We start from the raw sequence: 24,265 nt of genomic DNA on the forward strand, positions 1-24,265 counted from the left end.
CGTTATGCTGGACTATTTCCGCGCAATCGATCTAATAGAACGGCTGCTACAATGACTCCACCTTTTACAACTAACTGCCAATAATAGTTGACATCCATTAGAGTTAACCCATTACTGATTACCCCCATAATTAAAACCCCAATAATTGTTCCTATTATTTTCCCTTTTCCACCTGTTAAACTTGTTCCTCCTAGAATAACAGCAGCAATTGCGTCTAATTCATACATTTGACCAGCAGTTGGCTGTCCAGAAAACAACCTTCCCGCTAAAACGACTCCTCCTAAACCAGCAAGTAAACCACTAATCGAATACACATTGATTAAAGACTTTTCAACCTTAATTCCAGTTAACCGAGCTGCCTCTTCATTGCCACCAATCGCATAAATATGACGACCGAACATCGTATATTTAAGAACAAAAAACATCACGACATATACTAAAGACATGATATAAATAGGAGTGGGGATTCCGAAAATACTTCCACCACCGATGAATTTAAATGTTTCGTTTTGTAAAACAATTGGATAACCGCCACTAATGACATAAGCGAGTCCACGAACATATGTGAAGCTGCCTAGTGTAACAATAAATGCTGGTAACTTCGCTTTGGCTGTAAGAAAACCATTAATCAGTCCTACTGCATACCCTACTAGTACGCCTGATAACATCGCAATAATAGGATTAACTCCTGCAGAAGAGACCATGACTGAGATAACGCCAGATAGAGCAACTGTTGCTCCAACTGATAAATCAATACCACCAGTTAAAATAACGATTGTCATCCCAGCAGCTAAAATAGCAATAATGGAAACTTGTTTTAATACATTCAATAAATTGGCTGTATCTAAAAAATTTGGTGCTGTAAATGAAAGTACTACACACAATAATAATAAAATCATGATCATGCCAAGCCTATTCCATAAAGAATAAAGGACATTTCCTATATTTAGGCGTTGTGAATGTATAATAGTTTGCGTATTCCCTCTCATTTCTCTCTCCCCCCTATGGTAGCTAAACGCATAATCGTTTCCTGTGTAGCTTCTTCCTTCGAAAGCTCGCCTGTTAACCTTCCTTCACTCATGACAAGTATTCGATCACTTACCCCCAATACTTCAGGAAGTTCAGATGATATCATTAAAACGGCCAATCCTTCATCAGCAAGCTTTGAAACAATCTTGTGGATTTCAGTCTTGGCACCTATATCAACCCCTCGTGTTGGCTCATCAAGTAGTAATACCTTTGGTGCAATTGATAACCACCTAGCGATCACTACCTTTTGTTGATTCCCACCACTTAAGTTTGATACTTGCTGTTCTGGGGAAGCTATTTTTATATTTAAGTCTTCAATATATTGGTTAGCGCTTTCATTTGCTTGCTTCCAACTAACAATTCCTGCTTTAGCGTGTTTTTTCAATTCAGCCATTATGATGTTTTCTTTTACGGACATTGATAAAAATAACCCTTGTTCTTTCCTGCTTTCAGGTACATGTGCAATCCTATTAGCAATAGCATCTATTGAGGAATTGATTTTAACAGATTGACCATCAACCAATATTTCGCCACTTTTCAACTCGGACAAACCGAAAATGGCCCTAACCAATTCTGTTCTGCCAGCACCAACAAGCCCCGCTAAACCAACAATTTCACCTGGGTAAATTTTTAAAGATACATTCTTAACAATTGTGTTATCAGAAACATTTTTCAATTCAAGTACAGGTGAAACTTCCTTTGGATTTTTTTTGCCAAAGGCTTTTGACCGATTAAACAAGTCCTTTAAATCTCGTCCTACCATCAGCTTTACGAGATGATCAGGATTTGTCTCTTCAATCGGCCCACTTGCAATCCATTCGCCGTCACGTAATACAGTGAACCTATTAGAAATTTTAAAGATTTCTTCCATTCTGTGAGAGATATATACAATGGCAACTCCCTGCTTTTTCAAATCATCAATAATTTCAAACAGCTTTTTTATTTCTTTATCTGTTAAAGAGGCGGTTGGTTCATCCATTATGAGTACCTCTGCATTAAAGGATAATGCTCGGGCGATCTCGACCATTTGTTGTTGAGCAACACTTAAGGTCGAAACCAATCGGCGTGGATTTAGATTCGACCCCATTGAATCCAACACCTCTTGGGCACGTTCATGGACCTTATCCCATTTCACCATTCCTAAACCATTTCTAGGAAAGGTGGAGCCCATTAAGATATTTTCACTTATTGTTAAATTAGGAGAAAGGTTTAACTCCTGATGAATAACACTAATTCCTTTGTTCCTTGCATCAGTAGGGTCCTTCCATAAAATTGGTTGACCTTTCAAGTAGATTTTCCCACCATTGTCATCAGGTGTATGAATGCCTGCGAGGATTTTCATGAAAGTTGACTTTCCAGCGCCATTCTCTCCCATTAATGCATGTACTTCACCTGGATAAAGTTCAATTCTCACATTGTTCAACACGGTTACACTCGAGAATGTCTTACCAATCCCTTCCATATTCAACACTGGCTTTTTTAGACTTTGTTGGCCTTTAAGGGACATTTCATTCACAGCCATACCTTTATCTCACCCCTTATATTGATTTGAATAGGCTGATTAAAGGAGGAATCCTTATCAGCCTATTTATTGAAAGATTCTTACCAACCTTGGTAAGAATCTAATGTATCTTGAGTTACAATCTCAACTGGAACTTTAATAAGCTCCTCAACTTCTTCACCAGTTTTCACTTTCATTCCGATTTCAACAGCTTTTTTGATCATGTTACTCGGTGACTGAGCTGAAGTTGCGGCAATTGTACTTCCTTCCTTTGCCATTGCTTCTGTAGCTTCAGGAGCACCGTCCACTCCGACAATGAAAAATTCATCTTTACGATTCGCTTGCTCTTGAGCAATTTCAACACCAATTGCTTCTGGATCATTAATCGCAAATACAGCGTCAATAGAGCCTGATGAATTAGCTTGTAAAATACTTTCCATCACCGTTAATGCCTTTTCACGATTCCCTTCTCCATTTTGCTTCGCGATAACTTTAATTTCGGAATCCTTTATTGCATCTTCAAATCCTTGAATACGATCAGATACAGCCGAAACAGGAGGTCCATCAATAATGACTATTTTTCCTTTTCCATCTAATTGTTCAATCACATATTCTCCGGCCAGTTTACCAGCTTGATAGTTGTCTGAAGTAACAGTGGCATCGACACCACCTTCAGCATTGGTATCTACAGCAACTACTGGAATATCAGCCGCTTTGGCCTGTTGAACAGCTGCCGCAATTCCTTTTGTATCAACAGCATTTAAAAGAATGATATCTACCTTTTTCGTAATAAAGTTTTCAATTTGAGCTGCTTGTTTGGCTAAATCATATTCAGCGCTTTCAACTAGAACTTCAGCACCTAATTCTTTTCCTGCTTCTTCAGCACCTTTAGCCATGGAGACGAAGAAAGGGTTTGCTAAACTACCTACCGCTACACCGATTGTTAATTGTTTGTTACCTTTTTGTCCTTCGTTACCGTCTGTTGATCCATTTGATGATTCACTAGCCCCACTACATGCCGTCATCGCGGCAATTACAAACGCCAAAACTAGCATTCCTATTACTTTTAAATATTTCACCATATAAGTCCCCCCTAGTTTTTGAAGATGAAAATAATTAGCTGCAGAACGAGAAATTGTTAACGCTCCCAATCTCTTAAACTAGATCACCTCCTTAAATGAATATTTTTGGTTGAAACAATGGAAGTATGGTTGATTTTGATAGTTTTTTCACATTGACTATTTATTGATAACGCTTTCATCCTTTGTAAAACAATATGATTACCCTTTACACATTAGAATTATAATTGATTGATTTTGATTGTTTTTGATTGATTTTGATTATATTAGAGCTGTTTGTAATTGTCAACGGTTCCAATTATTACAAAAAATATATTGATAACATAATATATTAAACGTTCCAAATGGAATATTTAATACATGGAGCAGATTTTCCCTCATTGTTAATTGGCCACATTACAATAAATCAAGCATTCTTTATTATATTGATAAAACAAAGAGGAAAATTTCCAATAAAATAATTTCAGAATTTTCAAAAAAGCTGGTATTCAAAATGTCTGAATCAGACATTTTGAATACCAGCTTTCCTTCAACGATAGCAAATTTAGTTTTTAGTCCCTCACAATAATTATCTCCGTTTTCTCCTTATATTTTCCTAGCGTTATTGTACCTTCTTCATTCGTAATAACTTTCGTCTGGTTTAAATCTGCAAACTTAGAAAATGATACTTCTCCAAATTTTGTATGATCTGCTAATACAAAGGCCTCACGTGACAAAAAGATGGCTCTTTCTTTTATTTGCGCCTCTTCTGGATCTGGGGTAGTCAATCCAAAATTATAATGAATAGCGTTCGCACCCATGAAACACTTATCAAATCTGTATTTTTTTATACTTTCGTATGCATAACGTCCAACTGTTGCTTTGGTAATCTTTTTAACAAACCCACCAATAAAATATGTACATATTTCATTTTCAAGTAATGCATCTAAATGATCAATTCCGTTTGTAATGACAACGATATCTTTTTGTCTTAAATGTTTGATCATCTGATACGTTGTTGTTCCAGCATCAAGATAAACACAGTCGCCGTCCAAAATTAGTTCTGCCGCATATTTTGCTATCTTAGCTTTTTCCTCAAGGTTCTGCGTTATTTTCTCAAACACACTTGGTTCGTCTCGTTTACTATGTAAAAGTGAAGCTCCACCATGTACACGTTTTAAGTAGTTCTGCTTTTCTAATTGATCTAGATCACGACGCAAAGTAGATTCTGAAGTATTTGTTAATTCTACTAGCTCATGAATCTTAACATTCCCCTTTTCTTTTAATAGCTTTAGAATTAATTGATGCCGTTCCGTAATAAGCATGATATCTCCTCCTCGTATTAAACTACTATTTAAAGGTTCTTCGTGTATTCTAGTTTAATTAATTTTAGTATATAGAATTTTGCAGTGACATGTGAGAACTATAGGGTATCCCCATAAGAAAAAGGAGCTGTTGATCAGCTCCTGGTAATGAAGTACGCACCTGTTTGTTGAATAAACAATTTAAAATCCGTTCCCCTGGAATATTATTCTCATTAATTCAACAGCCATAAAGTAAACTAAACCAACAAATATATTAAGACCTAAAGATGATTTTCTCCAAAGTCCTTTCTCCCTAAGAGAAAGATATAATGATTCCACATATCATCAATACACGAAAAGTTGTTATTCCAGGGTCAATCACTTGTGCCATAATTCCAGAAAAGAAACAAATAACCAAGATGATTAAAGCACCCTTCTCCTCTTTTACCAAATATCGTTATATATGTATTTTTTTGTTACAGGATTATCTTCCCACCTTAAATGCATAGAGAAAGCTGCCTTAAAAACAGCTCCGATCTTCATCTAAACCAGCTAATAGGATGTCAATATCTTTCTCTGAAATTTTCTTTTCCCTTATGATATACTATTTTTGTTCATGACAAATAACCCTCCAAAACCCTTTTGGAAGGATTTTTCTCTGTTTCACAAAACCGTTAATTAGGCTAAATCTAGGAACATTTCTTTTCTCTTTAATAAAGCGTAAATCCAATGAAGCAACTTATTCATACAGGCAACGATTGACACTTTGGCAGGTTTTCCTTCTGATTTTTTCTTATCATAGAATGCTTTAAGCTTTTTGTTCCTTGAACTTCTTATGCCGCATAGTACGGCAAGATACAGAGAATGACGTAGTCTGCTCGAACCTCTTTTTGTAATACGATTAATGGTTGCTGTAAACTTACCCGATGAGTGAACACTTGGATCTACTCCAGCGAAGGCAACCAGTTTTTTCGGATGATTAAACCGATCGATTTCACCAATTTCAGAGATAATCGTGGCTGCGATTTTTTCACCGATACCGGGTATCGATTGGATGATCTTATATTCTTCCAGTTCATTTGCCAGGGCCACTATACGATCTTCCAAATCAGAAAGGTGTCCCTGGTAATGAAAAAGCAACTCAATATACATACGAAGATTGATTACGTGACTTTCATACACGTTTTTTTGAAATGGATTCCGAGATGCGGAGTCCATTATTTTTTTTGCTTTTCCCCATGCCCATTGACCGGATCGGCTAGGACAGAACTCTATAACACTCTCTGCTAGTCTACTTTCTCCGGCTGTTAATACAGCCTCTGAAGTAGGATATTCCTTTAACATCAATAAAGAAACCTTCGAATATAGATCCCCAAAAACCTTCCGGTATTCAGGAAACACTTGATCTAAAATGGTGTGAAACTGAAGTTTAGCTTCCACATACATATTCGTTACGATTTCCTGTTGTCTGGACAAATTCCGAAGGTCTAAAAGCTGAATTCCTCTAATTTTATGAGGTTCAAAATCCTCTTTGTAATACAGCACACACAACTGGTACGCATCGATTGCGTCTGTTTTTACCTTTCGTAAACTGGTCTTCTTTGCCTGATAAGAAATAATCGGATTTAGTAAGATATATAGAATCCCTTGTTCCTCCAAGTATTGAATAACAGGAGTATGGTAATGCCCTGTAGATTCTAAAATGACCATAGGCATCTGCCCTGTCACCACTTCAATCTCTTTTAAAAAGTCTAATAAATGATCTAATTCCTCTTTGATATGCTTCATTGAAAAGCTCTTCCCATACGGTTTAGATTGATCTAAAAATGCCTGAACTTGGCTCTCTCCTTTTGCTACATCCAGACCAACAACTGGATTCATTGCTTTTTCCTCCTCCACTTATTTACCAGTACCCCTAGTCCTCCATGTAGTGTCATAGCTTCGCTTGTTATACGAGATCCACGTCCCAACCAGCCTCAAACATGTTTCTACAAGTAGGGGGCGAACAGTTTAGTTCACGGGATCAAGTCCCACGCACCCGTACGTCCTACCCTGGCTACTGATATAATAGATTCTATTAAAAAAAGGTCAACCAGTAATTTTTACTGGTCAACCTTATAATACGAACGCACCCGTTAGTGAAAAAAGTTGCCGAAGCAACCTTCCTTATTTAACTAAACATACGTTAATTAGACAGCAAATTAAATTTAACGATTTATATTCTTTGTCATTCCAATGGTAAACTTCTCATATCCAAAGGTTTCATAATATGATTTCAAACTTTCTACACACATAAGTTGAGGAATTACTCGATTTTGCTCACAATGTTCAATTATTCGATTCAACATTTCTTTGCCAATTCCTTTGGACTGGTAGTTTGGTAGTACACACACTCCACATACAATTCCAGTAATCACACCATCGGAAATAACACGTCCCATACCCACTAACTGTTGTTCATCAAAAGCATAAATTGCATACCAACTTTGATTGCACATTTGTTTCAAATCATTAACTGTTAATTTAAGTGAATTCCATCCGATTCATATAAGGTTAGTAATTGCTTAAAATTTTCAGGGGGTTCTATTGTATAAAGTATAGTTCTTTCCATACGATTGCCTCCTTGAATTTTTGTATCTTACAGCTTTATATAAACATATAATTTGGTGATATCCACATATTCCCTTCTGTAAGCCTGTCCCTTTAGCTCATAAGGAAAAGAGCTGCTGAAGCAACTCCCTTATGGAAGTAAAGCACCCGTTAGTTCTATAAGATTTATTGTAGAGTTGACACAAACTCTGTGATGCTACTTCTTAACAGATAAATCACAACAAAAATCCAACGATAATATACTTGTGAGTATTTTCAACAGTACTTAAAAATAGAGTCGTTATTAAACAATAATTTGTTAGTTTCTTCTAACCATCAAATAGTACTGGGAGAGAATAATTGAGGGATTTTGAAATAGTTACAATAAATAAAATACAAGACCAGCGCTTTGAAAGAGTCCTTCTAGAAATATTTTTATTCTCACACGATTCCGTCATCCCTATTAATAATTATTCTTTATCAATAGGGGAATGAATATGATCCCTAACTGTATCAACATACAAATTACCATTGGCAGCCAGTACTGCATAAACAACATCATGTTTTAATAAATTACGTTTTATTAACTCTGATTCTAACCATGAAAACGTTATATTATTTTGTTCTAAATTCTCTTTAATTATTTCTCCATCCATAATAAGTTCAATAGGTAACTTCTGTTCAGGCATTACTGCAATCATCAAATCCTGTTTTGTAACATTCCTAAATTGCGGCTTTTTTAGTACTGTTAACGTTCCATTTGTTTCAACTATGGCAAATAGAACCTCTTCAATGTTAAAAATATCCCTTTCCCTTAGTTGTTGATTTAAATAATCCAATGTATATCGCATTTTATTCATGTTTCCTTCTAATATTTTTCCATTTTGCATCACAATTGTGGGATCTCCAGCCAGAAATTTTCTTCCTTTGCTATTTTTTAATGAAATAAGTGCCATCAGGAAAATAATTGCTATATATATAGTAAATGCAATAATTGTATGATGTACCTTAATAGAAGTATTGAAGGCTAAATTCGCTGCAATAGCTCCTAGAGAAATTGTTGCAACAAAATCAAACATTGTCATTTGAGATATTGTTTGTTTACCTAATATTTTTGTTCCAATTAGTAATAAACTGAAAGAGGTAATTGACCTCAAAATTACTTCGATATGTTCAGGCATTTTCCCACCCCGATTTTATCTATTGTTAGTCATATTATATCCTTGATTTTTTTATTTATTTCACATTGTATTAACCGCTTTCTTGATATATAAGAAAAAGACAGGTTTCCCTGTCCTCAATATTAGTATATTTCATATTAACTTTTCGATATATTCATTATTAATAACAATTTCTATTTGTGATCGGTTCACCATGATAATTCTGATTCTACTCGTGGTCTTTAAAAGGGCTAAGGGAACTGTCCTCAGCTTGCAATCATGATAGTTTTCACTCTATTTCTACATATTTTTGCTTTGCTGAAGAAGTTTGGATTCTCCTGTACGTTCCCATTCTTCTACTGTTTCATATGCTCTTTCAGGAGAATACCCTTTCCCTACAAGAACTCCCATTAGAATAAATTCTTGAAGAATGTGTGTAGAATTTATTCCTCTTTTAACATCCTCTAATCCTTCCTTTACCAAAAATTCCGTGTGCTGTATCCATTCATCGGGAGTCCTGCCAACTGTTTTTCCATTGCCATTACCGTCTTCCGCAGCAAATGCATCTGCTTTGGTAACATGAACAGTACCAAATGGATGGTTAGGAGGAGCATATATTGCGTAAAGTTTAAGAGGAATATTACCTGTATTGATTAGATTATGCCATGTACCAGCAGGTATCATTATTGCAGAATCATCATAGACATTTCTTTCAAAGTTTAAATTTTCTTTATTCGTGCCCATTTGAACAATGCCCTGGCCTTGTTCAATGCGTAAGAATTGGTCAACATTAGGATGTATTTCCAAACCGATATCTTCGCCAACGTTCAGACTCATCAAAGTAACTTGTGAATGTGTTCCTGTCCATAAAGCAGTGCGATAGGTATTGTTTTGCTTCGTTGCTTCATTGATATTAACGACAAATGGATTTGGTCCATAATCTGTTAAAAAAACACTTCCATTACTGTTGGAAGAGCGAAAAGAATCATATCTGTTTGCATACTCTAACTCATTAGGAAAATTCCAGTAAACTGACGGTCTTCCATAGTTATACATTGGTACATTAACATAATCAAGATATTGATACGGATACATATAGGGAACATAGTACATTTTTCTCAATTCCTTTACAGTTTATAAAATTACCCTATGCACTTGGTAAGGGAATGTACTTATCATTCAGGTCATATTAGCTAAAATCCACTTGTTTTATTAAATAGCCCGATTGTTGAACAAAGACCAAACATTAGTATTCAACTATAAAATTTCCCTTTAGTTGAACCTACTTCTTTAAGGGGAATTTTGGCGGTGTTGAACTGTCGTAATTTTTACATTTGAAGAAGAATATACACAATGATAATTTACTTTATTCTCACCCCTCTTTTTGTTAATACATTTGTTAATTTATCGATTTGCTGTTGCATATTTTCAAGCTTCTCATCTAATTCTTTTTGATCTTGTTTTTCTTTTTCTGAATCAATGATTGCTTCATCCATAGCAGTTAAAATTGCTAAGGCTGCCATACCGTCTGCAATAGTGGTAAGAATAGCAGCTGTTAGCCCAAGTCTGAGACTAGGACTTATTGGCGATTGTTCATTTTGTTCTGACTTTGAATAGGTGTTATTCATACAATTGCTCCCTCATTCAACAATGTTAGAAAAGTTCAAATTAAAACTTATGTTCAAGGGTTTTTGGTAATACACTTTCTTGCAATCAAACTTTATCCGTTCTCTTCTTATTTAAGAATGAGCTAAATATGGCCTCTGTCAACGGTACCGAACCGAAGGGATGATAAAGAGTTGACAGATCACTGCACCAAGACCCTCTTGGTGTCTCAAAAGGCGACACTCTAACTACTCCTTTAAAAAACATCTACAACATGAGTTCGTTTTTTTAGAATGCACTATTTCCGTAGGCTGTGGCAAATCCAGCGCTATAACCATAAACACCCGCATAAGCGATTACTAGGCAGAACCTTCATCAAATCCCCCACAATCGCCAGTAACACGAGACATACAATTACTCCTTATAAGGAGGGTTACTTACATTAAGTTATGTTCCACATAGGTAAATGACACAATTTTTTTAAGCGTAGCTTTGCAGTACTCTAACGTATGCCTTATGCAACTGATATGAACGAAACTGTCAACCCACCACAACCGAATGTTTTTAAATGGTGTTTCATTCAGCTATGAATAGAGTTATTCCTTGTTCAACTTATAAACCAAATATCCTTTCGGATTTAGCTTGTCAAGGGCGCACTTTCCCTTGATAAGCTAAATCGAAATGGATACAATTCTAAAAGTTGAACAAGGATAACCTTAAAAACTTGGCACGAAGGCAAAAACGTTGACGGTGGTATACAAACTGATATGCGTGGGTTGGTTACCACATTTCACTCCATCCGTCACGGAGCTGCCTCGGACTAACGGCGCACGTTCAGTACCTAGACCTAGTGCATAGTTGCACATGAGGGTTCTCCTTCCCGGGGGTTTGCCTTCGAGCCAAATCTTCAATTCTAAATCACAAAATTATGATTCGATAAAATCATTTATTACATAATCTTACTTTCGATCTGCTTAAGCAACATTCGATACACTTACTTGCTTATCCTCAATGGCACAACCGATAGCCCAAATAAAACCAAGTAATTCTCTGGCTACTGAAACAACAGCTACTTTTCCACCTTTTCCTTTAGCAGAGATGCGATGATATTTCATATGAAGACGGTGTTGAGCTTTCCAAGCTATACGTTTTTGCCTCTGGATCTTGACCTTCTTGACGTTTAAGCAATTCACCTTTAGGAGATGGTCGATGGCGATAAGACCAACAGAGTTCTACTATGCTTCATGATTTTCATCTGGAACCCATACAGAAGTAAGCTCTCCAGCGCGAAGTAGCTGAGCTAATCTAATAGAATCTCTTTTATCTGTTTTCACACGATCGCCCGTTCGCTTTGGAATAAGGGAGGGTGCGACAACCATACAATCAATGTCCATAGATAGAAGAAATCGATAAATTCCATACCCAGAAGATCCTGCTTCATAACATACTAATAGGCTTTCAGGTTTCCCTGCGAATATCCTCTGGTTTATTTTGAATAGTTCCATGAAATCTAGGTTCACCACGACCAGAATCAGCAACCGCAACAGCAATTGAATCTTTAGATACGTCTAAACCAACAAATTTTTGAACATCCTTCATAATATAGGCTCCTTTTCGTGTGTAGCTCTACACTTGGTTTTTTATTTTTGGTAGTAACATTATGACCAAGTGCAATCTACGTTAAGCGATGGGTGCCGTTTTCGTTCATTATGACTAACCTGCCCCGATAGTTGATTAAGGAATTGAAGATGATTAATTTTGAATGACGAATTTCTTCATTTATTAAAATAATGGTAATAAGTTTTATAGTCCACTATCCATGCTAAAATAGATATTTTACGCATGGATGAGTTATTTTTCACTCTCCCCTCTTTCTTATCAACATGTTGCATCGTCTTTAGGTAATGTACAAATAAATTGATAACTGAAGTTGAAAAGCCTGCCATGATGATTGCTCCATTAAAACACGGAGAAAATGTCTAATTATACCTAGATATTGCGGTCACGAACAGATTTTCCTTTTTTCCTTTCCTTATCAAAACCACCACAACTTATATATGGAAGTTGTGGTGGTTTTGGTTAATTACGGAATAAGTGCATAGAAAATTTATAAATATATAAAAGCATTTAGAACTTATTTTCACAGGGGATTAGTAGGTTCTGAGTAAAATTCAACAAGATCTCCTCTTGCTAATATTTGATAATATTCGATAGGTCTTTCGAAAGAATCATAAGTGATGCCTTTAATTGATAGACAAGGGTTCTCATTTCCTATTTTGAGTAATTTACTTTCAATCGGATCCGACAAAGATATTCGCATATACTGTTTTTGCTTTGCTAATTTTAATCCATAAAATTCATCCAATACCTTGTACAAGGATACCTTGGTGGATATATACTCTTCTATTTGTGAGCAAAATTTGTATGGGATTTGACTTAATTCTATAGCAACAGGGATATTATCAACAATTCTTAATCTTTTTAGAGAAAAAATCTCTTCCCCCGTAGAGATATTTAATTTATTGGCCAGAAATTCATCTGCTGTCTCTAGTTTTGCAAATATTGTCTCGGTAGAGGGCTTTAAACCTTTATCTTCCATCCCTTTTGTAAAACTATTTACAGTAATAAAGTTCCATTGAATTTTACGATTCGAAATGAACGTACCTACCCCCACTCTTCGTTCAACAAACCCTTCTCTTTCCAAGGTAGAAAGCGCGTGTCGGGCTGTCATTCTACTTATTTTGAACTTTTCAGCTAACACTCGCTCTGAAGGGATCTTGTCACCATACTTAAGGTTCCCAGTTTTAATTTCCTCTATAAACATTGTTTTTAGTTTTTGATAATAAGGAATTCCATCAATTTCTTTTTCCATATTCTACATCATCCTTAATTTATTTCGATTTATACACGCACACATTTACATAAGTAGTGATTTACTACCTATACATAATGCCATAATGAAGTACATTTTAAGAGCTCATAACAACTTAATGTGTACCTTTTAATATGTTATAAAATCCTATTTTCTTGTTATACATAAATTTATTAACTTTTATAATAAGGATTCAATAATTTCAATGAATAACCCTTCAAAATGAATAATAGAACTCTGTTTGGGACGTTAGATTTGTGTAAACTATCTAATGATTGTACGTATAAAATACAATAAGAGGCGGACTCAAATATAAAAGTTCCCGCCCCTTATAGTTAAATGCACTTTAAAGAATCATACCAAGTCTTTGGAAAGGTTCGTTTTTTTACTTAATCCATATCCAAATGCACCATAGCTTTCACAGTTTTTTGCGGCTGCTATTGCTGCCTTGTTCAATGCTTCAGTGACATTATGATGTTGATGATAATGTACCAAAAACATGGAAATGAAGGAATCACCTGCTCCCAGGGTGTCTATCACTTTAGCTTCCACAATAGGTTGCTTATAAACTTGGTCATCCACTAAAAATAAAGCACCTTTTTCTCCTCTTGTAACTCCAATGATTTTAGTTCCTAAATTTTTTGCGTAATGCATTAATTCAATACACTGTGAGTCGTTTAATTCACTTCCTGAAAAGAAACCATAATCAAGATACGGGCAAACCTCTTTAAGATATGTTTCTTCATGTCGTGAAGAAAAATCAAAAGAAATGGATATTTTTTTCGATAGCTTATATAAATCTTGTTCTATATGGCTATACAAGCTTGTATGCATAAGATCATGAGTTGAAATATAGTTAAGATCGTTTTCATCAAAATTTAATTTTATTAGGCCTTGTACCCCTCCATTATTTGATCCGACAAACGTGCGGTCGTTATTTTCGTTAAGAGAGATAACCGATTCCCCATTTGGTCCATATGCTTTTCTAATCCTAGAGATATCAACACCTTCAGCTTTCAAGCTATTTACAATATGCTCAGCCGCTATATCGTTTCCGATAACTCCAATATATGAGCTTTGTTCCACACCATACCTTTTACATAAAACAGCTATATTTAGAGCGTTTCCGCCTGGATAAATTTCACCACGGTCTTGATAATAATCAACTACATTGTCCCCTACCCCTACTATCTTCATTTCCCTTCACCTCAACATATACATTTCATCTAATAAGTAAATTAATTCCAATTAAAGTGAAGAATCTATTATTTAATTTAAAGTTATCTTACTTTTCCTAACTCTATAATCAATCTAAAAGACCCTTTTTATCTTCAAGTTTATTTTCAGTATCAAACGGCATTTCTTGATATAGTACTCAAAAATTTTCTGATGCGTTCATTTCCATTCGTAGAGTGAAAGAACCTTTCTGGTGGAGCATCTTGAACAATTACTCCCTGATCAATAAATATGACACGGTCACCAACTTCACGAGCAAAGCCCATTTCATGTGTGACTACTGCCATTGTCATGCCCTCCAATGCTAATTCCTTCATTACTATAAGAACTTCACCCACTAATTCAGGATCTAGAGCGGAAGTTGGTTCATCAAAAAGCAACATTTTAGGCTTCATAGCTAACGCTCTTGCAATGGCAATTCGTTGTTGCTGCCCACCGGAAAGAGAATGTGGAAACTGGTCGCGTTTATCTAGCAAGCCGACTTTCTTTAATAGATATTCAGCTTCCTGAATGGCTTTCTCTTTTTTGATTTTTCTTACATGAATAGGCCCTTCAATAATGTTCTCAAGTACAGTTTTGTGTGCGAATAAATGAAAACCTTGAAATACCATTCCAATTTCAGCTCGAGATTTACTTAGCTCCTTTTCATTTCGTGAAATAGGCTTTCCATTTATGTCTTTATAGAGAATGGACTCCCCTTCTAGCTTAATATCTCCTTCAGTAGGATACTCGAGAGCGTTCATCATTCTTAAAAGCGTACTTTTTCCACTACCACTTGGTCCAACGATAACCACTACTTCACCTTTTCTTACTGATAGGTCAATCCCTTTGATAACCTGCTTTTCATTAAAGGATTTTTTAAGATTGGCTAATTGTAACATTATTTTTATTACCTCGCTTTTCTAGATAATCTACAAGAATGGCAAGTGGATAATGTAAAACCCAATAAATGATCGCAATCATCGTGAATATCTGTATGTTTTGATAAGTTGATGACGCTAACAAATTTCCTTCATGCATTAACTCTGTCACAGTAATGACCGCTGCTAATGAAGAGTTTTTAATCAATACAATAGCTGAATTTCCGATGGCAGGAATCACATTTCGAATTGCTTGAGGGAGGACAATCCTACGCATCGAAAGAGAGTAATTCATTCCAATTGCCTTTGCTGCTTCCATTTGCCCCTTAGGGATTGATTTAATACCTGCCCGAAACGTTTCAGCTAAGTAGGCGCTTTCATTAATAGAAAGTGCCACAATAGCCGCTTGGAAAGCACTTAATGAAAGCCCCAAATCCGGGAAAACAAAGTAAACATACATCATTTGTACTAAGAGGGGCGTTCCTCTTACTATGCTGATATAAATACCACATACTTTATTTATAAATTTATTAGGTGTTATTTTACCAAGAGCAACTGCTAAACCAATAATAAGAGAGAGAATCAAGGATATTACGGTTAATTCAATAGTAATAACGGTACCTTCTAGAAATCTGGGTGCAAATTCTATAGCATTTGAGAAAAAATCATTCATTTACAGTCCCCGCCCTCTTCATTAATTAAAGTCCCACTCTACGCCCCATTTTTTGTAAATATCTTTAAGGGTGCCATCTTCTTTCATTTCTTGAATGGCTTTATTGAATTTTTTTAATAGTTCAGGGTGATCTTTTGATACTCCTATCCCAACTTCCCCAGTGAGAGAAGGAACATATCCATCAACAATTCGATACTTCATATCAGGATTCTTAGCTTTAAAATAACTAAAGGTAGGGGCATCTGCCAACGCTGCATCTATACGATTAGTTTGAATATCTTTTAGCAGGTCAGATAACGTTTGGTAAGTCTTCACTTCAATGTTTAATGATTTATTTTCCTTTTGTAGCATGTCTTTGAATGAGGTGCCCATTTGAACACCAATTACTTTTCCTTTTAAGTCTTTAAGCGATTTAGTTTTTGTGTCACCTTCCGGTACAATAAGACCTTCACCAAAACCAAAAACAGGGTCCGTAAAGTTAATTTGTTTTTTTCTTACGTCAGTAATATACATAGCATCGGCAATCATATCTGCCTTACCTGACTTCAAGGAAGGAATAAGCGCATTCCATTCTCCGGTTGATATTTGAATTTTCTCATCTGATCTCTTAGCTACTTCTTTAACGATTTCAATAATAAACCCTTCAATTTCATTAGTTTTTGGATTTGTTGCATTAAATGGATATCCACCAGCTGTAGTTATTACTTTAATTTCCTTATCCTTTGTTGAAGCTTCCCCACTAGTTGATGTGTTCTTGCCACATCCCACTACCCCCATGAGTAAAATGAGAGTCACACATGCTATTAGAATTCTTTTCATTAAAAGCTCCCCCTATATTAAAGATTTTCCTACATTTTGACTTCATATGACCTGAAATCATTATTATTAGATAATATTGAAAATTCAAGAAATTATAAAGGTAGGCCTATCATACCACAGAAAAAACAAAATGGTATATACCAAATGAAAATTTATCTAGCCTACCACTTCAGATTAAACTTCCCAAACGTTTTCTTGGTTGGTAATGATAAAATAACGGCTCCTGGATCAATACTCTTTACTGCATGTGTTACTTCCATCCACTCTAATTCAATAATCAAACATAGCAATACCGTTTTTTTCTTTTCGCTGTATACACATATGTCCTTCCATGAATTCACTTCTCTGTTTAACTTTGCTGTCAACAATGAAGCTAGTTCTTCCCCCTCGTTTGTAACAATAATTATCACATTTTTCTCTGCGATATTTAGAATGGCATCATATGTTTTAGTCCCCACGAAAAACGATAGGATTGTATACATAGCTAACTGAATATCAAAAATTAGAGCGGAGATCGTTACAATGGAAGCGCTAAAAATTAATCCAGATTTCCCTATAGAAAAATTCGTGTATTTCGCTATAACACGGGAAAGTATATCTAGCCCTCCCACTGACCCTCCCAGACGAAGAATAATGGCTGCTCCACTCCCCGAAATAATCGCTCCGTAAATACAACACAATAATATATCTTTAGTCCATATTAAGCGGACTGGAATCCATTCTAAAAAAAGAGAGGATACTATGACCGAAAATACAGTATAAATTATAAATTTTTTACCCACATGAATATAGCCTAAAAACAGTAATGGGATATTATAAACAAAATATTGTATTCCCATTGGCCATTCAAATAGATGATAAAAAATTGCACAAACTCCGCCTAGTCCTCCTGCTAATAAACTGGAAGGAGTTAGCAAGCAATTGGTTCCAAAAGCAAATAGGAAACAACCTAATGTAATTCCTGATAGTTCATAAGTAATTTGATACTTACGAGCCACATTAAAACATCCTTTCAACTCTCTCACGGAGAACCTTCTGCTAACTTCTCATTATCTCTAACTTAATTATGATCCAGGTCTAATGAATGGAGGTTAAAAGGAAAATTATTTTACCATCAATACTTTTCCAAAAACTTTCTTTCATCAGACATATCTATTCATACGCTTAAAATCTCAAATTTCCAGAAAAGTATTGACGTATGTAGTAATTAACTTACGTTTTAATTACTACAACCTGTGGCTTAGAAGCCTTACTTGAGGAGAATGCTTACTTCCTGTATCCTCCTCAAGTTTAACTACTTCTTAATAAGCTACAGTACGATAATACCTTCTCTTATCTAATGAATGATTCCGTTTATCTTCTAGATGAACGCTCACTCGTTGTAGTAAACTTCCTAAAACTAGCGGAGGGAAATATTGGCGGAATTCCGGACTAATTCCTTCAAGCACATAATCTTTAGTATCAAAAATCGTAAGCTTATCTGTATATTTCTCAGCAAATCGCTCGACTCTATCTGCTAAAGGTCTCGTTGCATCTTCCCCTTTTAACAAAATGATACTGGTGTCTCTTTCAACCAACTCAATCGTTCCGTGGAAGAACTCTGCTGCATGGACGGATTTTGTACGAATCCATTGCATCTCTTCCAATACGCACATACTATATGCATAGGTTCGTCCCCAAGCTGTTCCTGAACCAATTAACATATGGTAATCTTCATCTTTATATTTATTTGCGAAATCTTTAGCTTTTTCTTCCGCCTGTTCTTTTACTGAAATTAAATTTTCAGGCATTTTTTCTAACTCTGATACAAATTGTTCGTACTTCGCGAATTCGCCATTATTATGCATTAGTCTAAAGATAACCATATACATTTGAAGGTTTATTGAATCTGCAGCATAATCATTTTCCGCATAGTTAGCTATTGGATAGTCTACGATGTTGGCCAATGGCGTTCCCATTTCTCCTACTAAACCAATGGTAGTGGCTCCTCTTTCCTTACAATATTGGGCTGCTTTAACAGTTTCTTCTGTCGTGCCTGATAGAGAAGAGAGAATAACAACTGAGTTTTCATTAAATTGTTTATGGCTTTGTAACATAAACTCAGAAGCAATTTCGGCATAAGCTGGAATAGTTGAAGTAGAATTCCATATATATTCAAATGGATACATAATCGCAATAGAACCACCGGATCCAATAAGGAATAAATTTTTAAATTCTTTTTTTGAAACTTCATCCATCTTCTTCTCTATTCCTTCTCTTAATAAAACTGCTCCATTTGTTACTTTTAAATAGTTCTGGTGATTAAATTTTAGCATTTAGCACTCTCCCTAATAATTTGTAATGGATTAAGTAAATTATTAATGGTATATACCATTTAGCAGAAAAAATATAATGGTATATACCATTTCTATTTCAAATTATAGCATGCAAATTTCTGAGTTTCAATATAAAAATTATAAAATTCTGAATATTTAAAGCGATTTGGGGTGATGGTTTATCAATTATCTGCAATGTAAAAAAGGAATCATGTGTCCCTTGTCTTAATTTATCACAGAACTTTCTATAAATGATAAAAGCCTGTAGACAAATTAAGATATAGGTAGCTAAATTTTTATATTCTTAACGAGATTAATGTTAAAATACCCAAACATAGATTATCACTTTTGAAAGCGTTTTTAGGCTATCCATAAAAGAAAGCCCTGAATTTTTAGTCAAGGTCCAAGATAATTATATTGAATGTTAAAACAATGCTCCCTTACACAACAGTCATTAGGTTTCATTTTCTTATTTATTCTTATAGATGGAAGCATTGAATCTACTTGTGGTCCTCCAAGCATTTTAAGACCACTCCCCTTTAGTTTAATAAGAAATTCAACAACACCTTTAACAGAGCTTCAACAAAAAAATGCCCCTCTCAATTTAGAGAAGGGCTTATTTGGATGTGGGGACCACTAGTTTTTTATAACCTTCTAATATTTTAAAATAATAGCTATCCATAAAGCGATATTTACACTTCGATAACTCCAAATAATAAAATCTGTTTATTTCCCCTGACATATATTTAGCAAGATACATTTCGTTATCTCCTAAATAGGCAGGACTGGCTTGTGAGTAGTAACGATACTCACCATCACTATACAGTTTTTTGGAAATGCGAAATTTATGCCATTTCATTACTTCCTCGTAACGAAATCCTAATGCGCAAGAGATACTCGAAACCATAACAGGTTTACGTTTCAATATGTAATCGATAATCGTAACAATCAAATCACTTTCATCAAGAATGGTAATCGAAGTCCAACAAATATAATTGTTGTCTAAACTGCCTATGATACACACTTCTTTATCAGGGCTAACATAAATATCAAAATATATTTCTTTATCATCTATTTTATAATTAGGTTTTTTACAATTATTTTGATTAACCAAATTATATTTTTCAATATCCAATACAAAAACCTTCCTTCTATTGAATCAAATATCAATATTTTTATTTCTAATTCATTATAAAGAATAACTTTTACTTATTAAAATTCACCTTTAGCTCCATAAGAAACTTCTATGGCGGCCAACCTCGCCGCCACCATCTACTACGAAAATCCAAACTCAAAAATAGAGTCTAACCCATTAACCCCTTGACGATAATGGATGATAACAATACAACCAGGCTGAACTTTTTTTGGTGGATCTTAAGGAAGATACCCTGTATAAGAAACTGGTTGTGACAGGTTTGAAGAACCATTTAGTGTGCTACTAGTACGTATACAAAAATTTTTGTAACAACTCTCCTGTCATATGTATTGTTAATCTTTTTTTGAGGTGATTCTCCTATGGAAGCAATGATTGAACGGTGTGCTGGCTTAGATGTACACCAAGAAACAGTAGTAGCCTGTGTGTTATTTGGTCCATTAGATAAAAAGCCAAAAACCTCTATTGAAACTTTTTCAACTACAACAACGGGACTCTTGGCTTTAAGTGATTGGCTCGCTACCCTTCAGGTATCCGATGTTGTGATGGAAAGTACTGGAGTCTACTGGAAACCAATATGGAATATACTCGAAGATTCTTTTCACCTTGTTCTTGCCAATGCCAGACATGTCAAAAATGTTCCAGGGCGTAAAACTGATGTGAAAGATGCCGAATGGCTTGCCAAGCTTTTAAGATGCGGACTTATTGAAAGCAATTTTGTTCCACCAGAAAATATTCGTGATTTACGAGATCTTACTCGTTATCGAAAAAAATTGATTCATCATCGCACTTCAGAGCAGAATCGCATTCACAAAATTCTTCAAGATGCTAATATCAAGCTAACATCCGTATTATCAGACATTTTTGGTGTATCGGGACGCCGTATCCTTGAAGCGATTCTAAACGGCGAAAAAATAGAGACCGATGGTCTCCGAAAAATGGTGGATTGGCGAACAAAAGCAAGTATTACTGACATTGCAAATGCAATTAATGGTCGTATTCGCCGTCATCACCGTGATATGTTGCGTTACCATTGGGATCATATGAGTTATTTAGAAAAAGCCATAGAAGAATTGGAAAAACAAATCGATCAACTCCTGTCCCCCTATCGTAAGGAAGTAGAATTATTGGATGGTATACCTGGTGTGAACAAAGCTGCCGCAGCTACTTTTATTGCGGAGATGGGCGTTGATATGTCCGTATTTAAGTCGGCTAAACATCTTGCATCTTGGGCTGGTGTGAGTCCCGGAAATTACGAAAGTGCTGGTAAAAAAAAAACGAGTAAAACCACACAAGGAAATAAAGCATTAAAAACGATGGCCGTAGAGTGTGTATTAGCAACATCAAGGCAAAATAATCGAATTGCTTCACATCGAAAAAGGATTACTAAACGACAGGGGAAAATGAAGGGACGAATCGCATCTGCCCATTTACTATTAACGATTACTTACAACATCTTAAAAACAGGAGAACCCTATCATGAACTAGGTTCAAATTACCTTGAAGAAAAACAAAATAACAAAGAATTAAAAATGATCGAATACCTAAAAAAGAAAGGCTATACAATCGCTCCATCTGAACAACAAACTGCATAACCAGTTAAATAACGAAATAGTACATTTACCCCCATCAAAAAAATGAGAATATGGAGGGTTTATTTTAGCATGGCTTTTTTACTATTGTGTTTTCATACAAAAAAAGAGCAGCCAAAGCAAATTCCGCCTATACCATGTGGTTTGGAATCCTGCGAATAAGCGATTTTCCGAGCATTATCTATTAAACTAGGGAGTTCTATAAGAGGTATTTATAACGTTAAGGAAAATTCCGATATTAAAAAGCCAATTTCTCAGCATTAAAATTGAGAAATTGGCTTTTTTCGTTACTTTTAACGGAATAATTCTATTCGTCATTCAACAGTTTCATAATCAACCTTCGTTGTAAACTGCTTGGTTTAACTTGAATGGCACCCTCTCAGCTCTTTGGAACTCCCTCACTGGGCTCCTGCTGATATCTTGACGGTCAAATAAATGCTTCAACAATATAGATTACTTACTTACTTTTAAAAGAAACTGATCGATACGTTCTTTTTGCCGGAAGTGGTGACGGAAGTGCATTTCGATTAGCTGAAAATATTCCTTTGCATTTAAATATCCCATTCTCCGGTGCTGCACTTTCTGGCTGGCCGGAATGTCAGAGAGCTTTCTCTCGATCTCTTGCATTTTCTCAACGATTTGAAGCAGTCCTTCCTTTACTTCTTCTTTTCCTGTAGGATTTGGCGGTGTGAAATCCGGTGTATCCGGACCTTTTAACCTGATTGGAGGAAACGTCCCTTCTTTGAAAATCGATTCGCCTATTTCTGTTTTTTCACCGCCATCGGAAGTAGTGCCATTAACACATTGCTCAATGGCTTTCAAATGGAGACTAAGGGTACTCTTTATTAAATGATTGTACATTTGTCCTAATGACCATTCATCCTCAGAAGGCTTCCTCGTAAACTCATCCAGCGAATATTTACTTAACTCTTCAATATAGTATGCAGCCACCTGTTCGAATCGCTTCAATACCTCTTTTGTATCCAATAGATCTCCCACTTTCTTTATAATTTTTCTTTCTCTTTTTATTAACTTCGACTCACTTACAAATAATCCCTTCTCTCCTATTCAAGAAAGTAGTGATTTCGATTTATCATGTTGATTAGACTTTATTTAGGTACTCTTCTTAAAACATGGCTGTTTTCACATACTTTGTTGCTATTTACCAGGTAGTGCGGTGTGGTTGATTTCCTCTTCAGATGCTCGCTTTCCGCGGGCGGGCGGTGAGCCTCCTCGGCGTAAACGCCTGTAGGGTCTCACCTGTCCCGCTGCTCCGCAGGAGTCTCGCACTTCCGCTCCAATCAACCTTAAATAGTTTCGTTTTAAAAACAACAATCTTTACGAAAAGAGCTTAAAACATATGAAGTTCACCTGACAAAATTGTTAGCATATCTCACAATTTTGTTAGGTGAACTTTATTAACTTCCACATTATAATTTTTATAGATAATATTTACAAATACTTAAAGAGAGGAAATGTTATGAGAGCCCAAAAAGACAATCATCCCATAATTATGTTTGATGGTATTTGTAACTTGTGTAATCATTGGATCCAATTTGTGATAAAAAGGGATCCAAATGGCATATTTAAATTTTTGTCTCTTCAATCAGAGTTAGCACGCTCAATTATGGCAAGCCACAATCTAACTAATAAAGAGTTGGATTCTATTATCTTAATTGATAAGGATCAAATATTCACTGAATCTACGGCTATCTTACACATTTTAAATAAACTTAAAGGACCTATAAAATGCCTCATTCCATTATGGATGATACCTAAATTGATTCGGGATAAAGGTTACCGTTTCATTGCAAAAAACCGTTATACCTGGTTTGGTAAAAAAAGTGCTTGTATGATACCGACACAAGATATAAAAAACAGATTTATTGAATAACTAAAATGGAAAGTAGGATAGATAAATAATGAATAAGAAAAGTTCCCTTAAGAAACTTAAAATGAGTACGATTACTGCGTTTAGATGGTATTTAGCTTTAACCTTTTTCATCTATGGGACGGCCAAGATATATCCAGGACAATTTTCCACTGGGGATTTTATATTTGATTCCACCAAGGACTCTGCTATGCAATTAGCTTGGCATTTCTTTGGTTACTCCCATACTTATAATTTATTTATAGCATTCGGAGAGTTAACAGCAGCCTTGTTATTATTAATTCCAAGAACAGCAACATTAGGGAATCTTATTTACCTGCCTATCACAGTAAATATCACTATCCTTAATTACTGTTTTGGCATACCAGCGCTCGGCATTAGTTCTGTACTGACACTTATGAGTATTTCCCTTCTATTATTTGAATATAAAAAGCTTAGTATGATCTTTTTAGCAAATCCAGTTATCGGTAAAGAACCGATACAACCTAAAAAAATTAAGAAACAGGTGAATATAAATTGACTATAGTAAATTTTCTTCTTTTAATTTTAATCTTTTCCATATCTTGTTTTTATTATTTTGTTGTAAAAAAAGATTCTTGATCCATAAT

21 protein-coding genes and 2 pseudogenes are annotated in these 24,265 nt (G+C 35.3%); 3 read left to right on the plus strand and 20 right to left on the minus strand.

Annotation, left to right across the window (positions count from 1 at the left end; translation table 11 throughout):
- Positions 1-2: 2 nt before the first annotated feature.
- The 19 genes and pseudogenes from AC0VX1_RS22410 to AC0VX1_RS22500 form a co-directional block, all read right to left on the minus strand.
- Positions 3-905 carry an ABC transporter permease gene (locus tag AC0VX1_RS22410; RefSeq protein ID WP_225988884.1) on the minus strand — a complete coding sequence of 301 codons (903 nt, stop codon included), beginning with the start codon at positions 903-905 and terminating at the stop codon, positions 3-5.
- Positions 906-985: 80 nt separating this feature from the next.
- Positions 986-2,551 (minus strand): sugar ABC transporter ATP-binding protein, encoded by a 1,566-nt coding sequence (locus AC0VX1_RS22415; protein ID WP_475469094.1) that lies wholly within the window; start codon positions 2,549-2,551, stop codon positions 986-988.
- An 80-nt stretch (positions 2,552-2,631) separates the two neighbouring features.
- Entirely contained in the window at positions 2,632-3,612 is a 981-nt protein-coding gene (locus AC0VX1_RS22420) for a substrate-binding domain-containing protein (protein WP_413010289.1), read from the minus strand.
- Positions 3,613-4,160: 548 nt separating this feature from the next.
- Positions 4,161-4,913, minus strand: a complete 753-nt coding sequence (locus AC0VX1_RS22425) for a DeoR/GlpR family DNA-binding transcription regulator (protein ID WP_264639536.1) — start codon at positions 4,911-4,913, stop codon at positions 4,161-4,163.
- A gap of 657 nt (positions 4,914-5,570) precedes the next feature.
- Positions 5,571-6,773, minus strand: a complete 1,203-nt coding sequence (locus AC0VX1_RS22430; protein ID WP_475469038.1) for an IS110 family RNA-guided transposase — start codon at positions 6,771-6,773, stop codon at positions 5,571-5,573.
- Positions 6,774-7,099: 326 nt separating this feature from the next.
- A pseudogene (locus tag AC0VX1_RS22435) lies at positions 7,100-7,503 on the minus strand (GNAT family N-acetyltransferase).
- Positions 7,504-7,951: 448 nt separating this feature from the next.
- Entirely contained in the window at positions 7,952-8,662 is a 711-nt protein-coding gene (locus tag AC0VX1_RS22440; RefSeq protein ID WP_475469097.1) for a DUF421 domain-containing protein, read from the minus strand.
- A 279-nt stretch (positions 8,663-8,941) separates the two neighbouring features.
- Positions 8,942-9,754, minus strand: coding sequence for a cupin domain-containing protein (locus AC0VX1_RS22445; protein ID WP_475469099.1), 813 nt, complete (start codon positions 9,752-9,754; stop codon positions 8,942-8,944).
- 248 nt (positions 9,755-10,002) lie between these two features.
- A complete protein-coding gene (locus AC0VX1_RS22450) occupies positions 10,003-10,269 on the minus strand; it encodes a hypothetical protein (protein ID WP_475469101.1) in 267 nt (88 codons plus the stop codon).
- A 1,215-nt stretch (positions 10,270-11,484) separates the two neighbouring features.
- Positions 11,485-11,694, minus strand: a pseudogene (locus AC0VX1_RS22455) (IS110 family transposase); the annotation flags it as partial.
- Positions 11,695-11,704: 10 nt separating this feature from the next.
- Positions 11,705-11,845, minus strand: coding sequence for a hypothetical protein (locus tag AC0VX1_RS22460; protein ID WP_475469103.1), 141 nt, complete (start codon positions 11,843-11,845; stop codon positions 11,705-11,707).
- A gap of 541 nt (positions 11,846-12,386) precedes the next feature.
- Complete coding sequence (locus AC0VX1_RS22465) at positions 12,387-13,118, minus strand: GntR family transcriptional regulator (protein WP_475469105.1); 732 nt, start codon at positions 13,116-13,118, stop codon at positions 12,387-12,389.
- A 354-nt stretch (positions 13,119-13,472) separates the two neighbouring features.
- Complete coding sequence (locus AC0VX1_RS22470) at positions 13,473-14,315, minus strand: PfkB family carbohydrate kinase (RefSeq protein ID WP_475469106.1); 843 nt, start codon at positions 14,313-14,315, stop codon at positions 13,473-13,475.
- A gap of 152 nt (positions 14,316-14,467) precedes the next feature.
- Complete coding sequence (locus AC0VX1_RS22475) at positions 14,468-15,235, minus strand: amino acid ABC transporter ATP-binding protein (RefSeq protein WP_475469108.1); 768 nt, start codon at positions 15,233-15,235, stop codon at positions 14,468-14,470.
- A complete protein-coding gene (locus AC0VX1_RS22480) occupies positions 15,213-15,887 on the minus strand; it encodes an amino acid ABC transporter permease (protein ID WP_413023841.1) in 675 nt (224 codons plus the stop codon). Before AC0VX1_RS22480 ends, AC0VX1_RS22475 begins: the two co-directional genes overlap by 23 nt.
- Positions 15,888-15,908: 21 nt before the next feature.
- Positions 15,909-16,706 (minus strand): substrate-binding periplasmic protein, encoded by a 798-nt coding sequence (locus AC0VX1_RS22485; RefSeq protein WP_475469111.1) that lies wholly within the window; start codon positions 16,704-16,706, stop codon positions 15,909-15,911.
- Between the two features lie 161 nt (positions 16,707-16,867).
- Complete coding sequence (locus tag AC0VX1_RS22490) at positions 16,868-17,704, minus strand: YitT family protein (protein WP_413023845.1); 837 nt, start codon at positions 17,702-17,704, stop codon at positions 16,868-16,870.
- A 303-nt stretch (positions 17,705-18,007) separates the two neighbouring features.
- Complete coding sequence (locus AC0VX1_RS22495) at positions 18,008-19,021, minus strand: SIS domain-containing protein (protein WP_413023847.1); 1,014 nt, start codon at positions 19,019-19,021, stop codon at positions 18,008-18,010.
- Positions 19,022-19,637: 616 nt separating this feature from the next.
- Positions 19,638-20,156, minus strand: a complete 519-nt coding sequence (locus AC0VX1_RS22500; protein WP_475469113.1) for a hypothetical protein — start codon at positions 20,154-20,156, stop codon at positions 19,638-19,640.
- A gap of 380 nt (positions 20,157-20,536) precedes the next feature.
- Between AC0VX1_RS22500 and AC0VX1_RS22505 the strand changes: the two genes are divergently transcribed.
- On the plus strand, positions 20,537-21,769 hold the full coding sequence (locus tag AC0VX1_RS22505; protein ID WP_475469115.1) for an IS110 family RNA-guided transposase: 1,233 nt from the start codon (positions 20,537-20,539) through the stop codon (positions 21,767-21,769).
- Between the two features lie 450 nt (positions 21,770-22,219).
- Here AC0VX1_RS22505 and AC0VX1_RS22510 read toward each other — a convergent pair whose 3' ends face one another.
- A complete protein-coding gene (locus AC0VX1_RS22510) occupies positions 22,220-22,753 on the minus strand; it encodes a DinB family protein (protein ID WP_034304791.1) in 534 nt (177 codons plus the stop codon).
- Positions 22,754-23,246: 493 nt separating this feature from the next.
- Here AC0VX1_RS22510 and AC0VX1_RS22515 point away from each other — a divergent pair, with 493 nt between their 5' ends.
- Both AC0VX1_RS22515 and AC0VX1_RS22520 read left to right on the plus strand, forming a co-directional pair.
- A complete protein-coding gene (locus tag AC0VX1_RS22515; RefSeq protein ID WP_252296611.1) occupies positions 23,247-23,660 on the plus strand; it encodes a thiol-disulfide oxidoreductase DCC family protein in 414 nt (137 codons plus the stop codon).
- Between the two features lie 28 nt (positions 23,661-23,688).
- Positions 23,689-24,177, plus strand: a complete 489-nt coding sequence (locus AC0VX1_RS22520; RefSeq protein WP_475469117.1) for a hypothetical protein — start codon at positions 23,689-23,691, stop codon at positions 24,175-24,177.
- Positions 24,178-24,265: the final 88 nt, after the last annotated feature.

It is taken from the genome of Peribacillus sp. QJM3NY_7 (assembly GCF_056173225.1).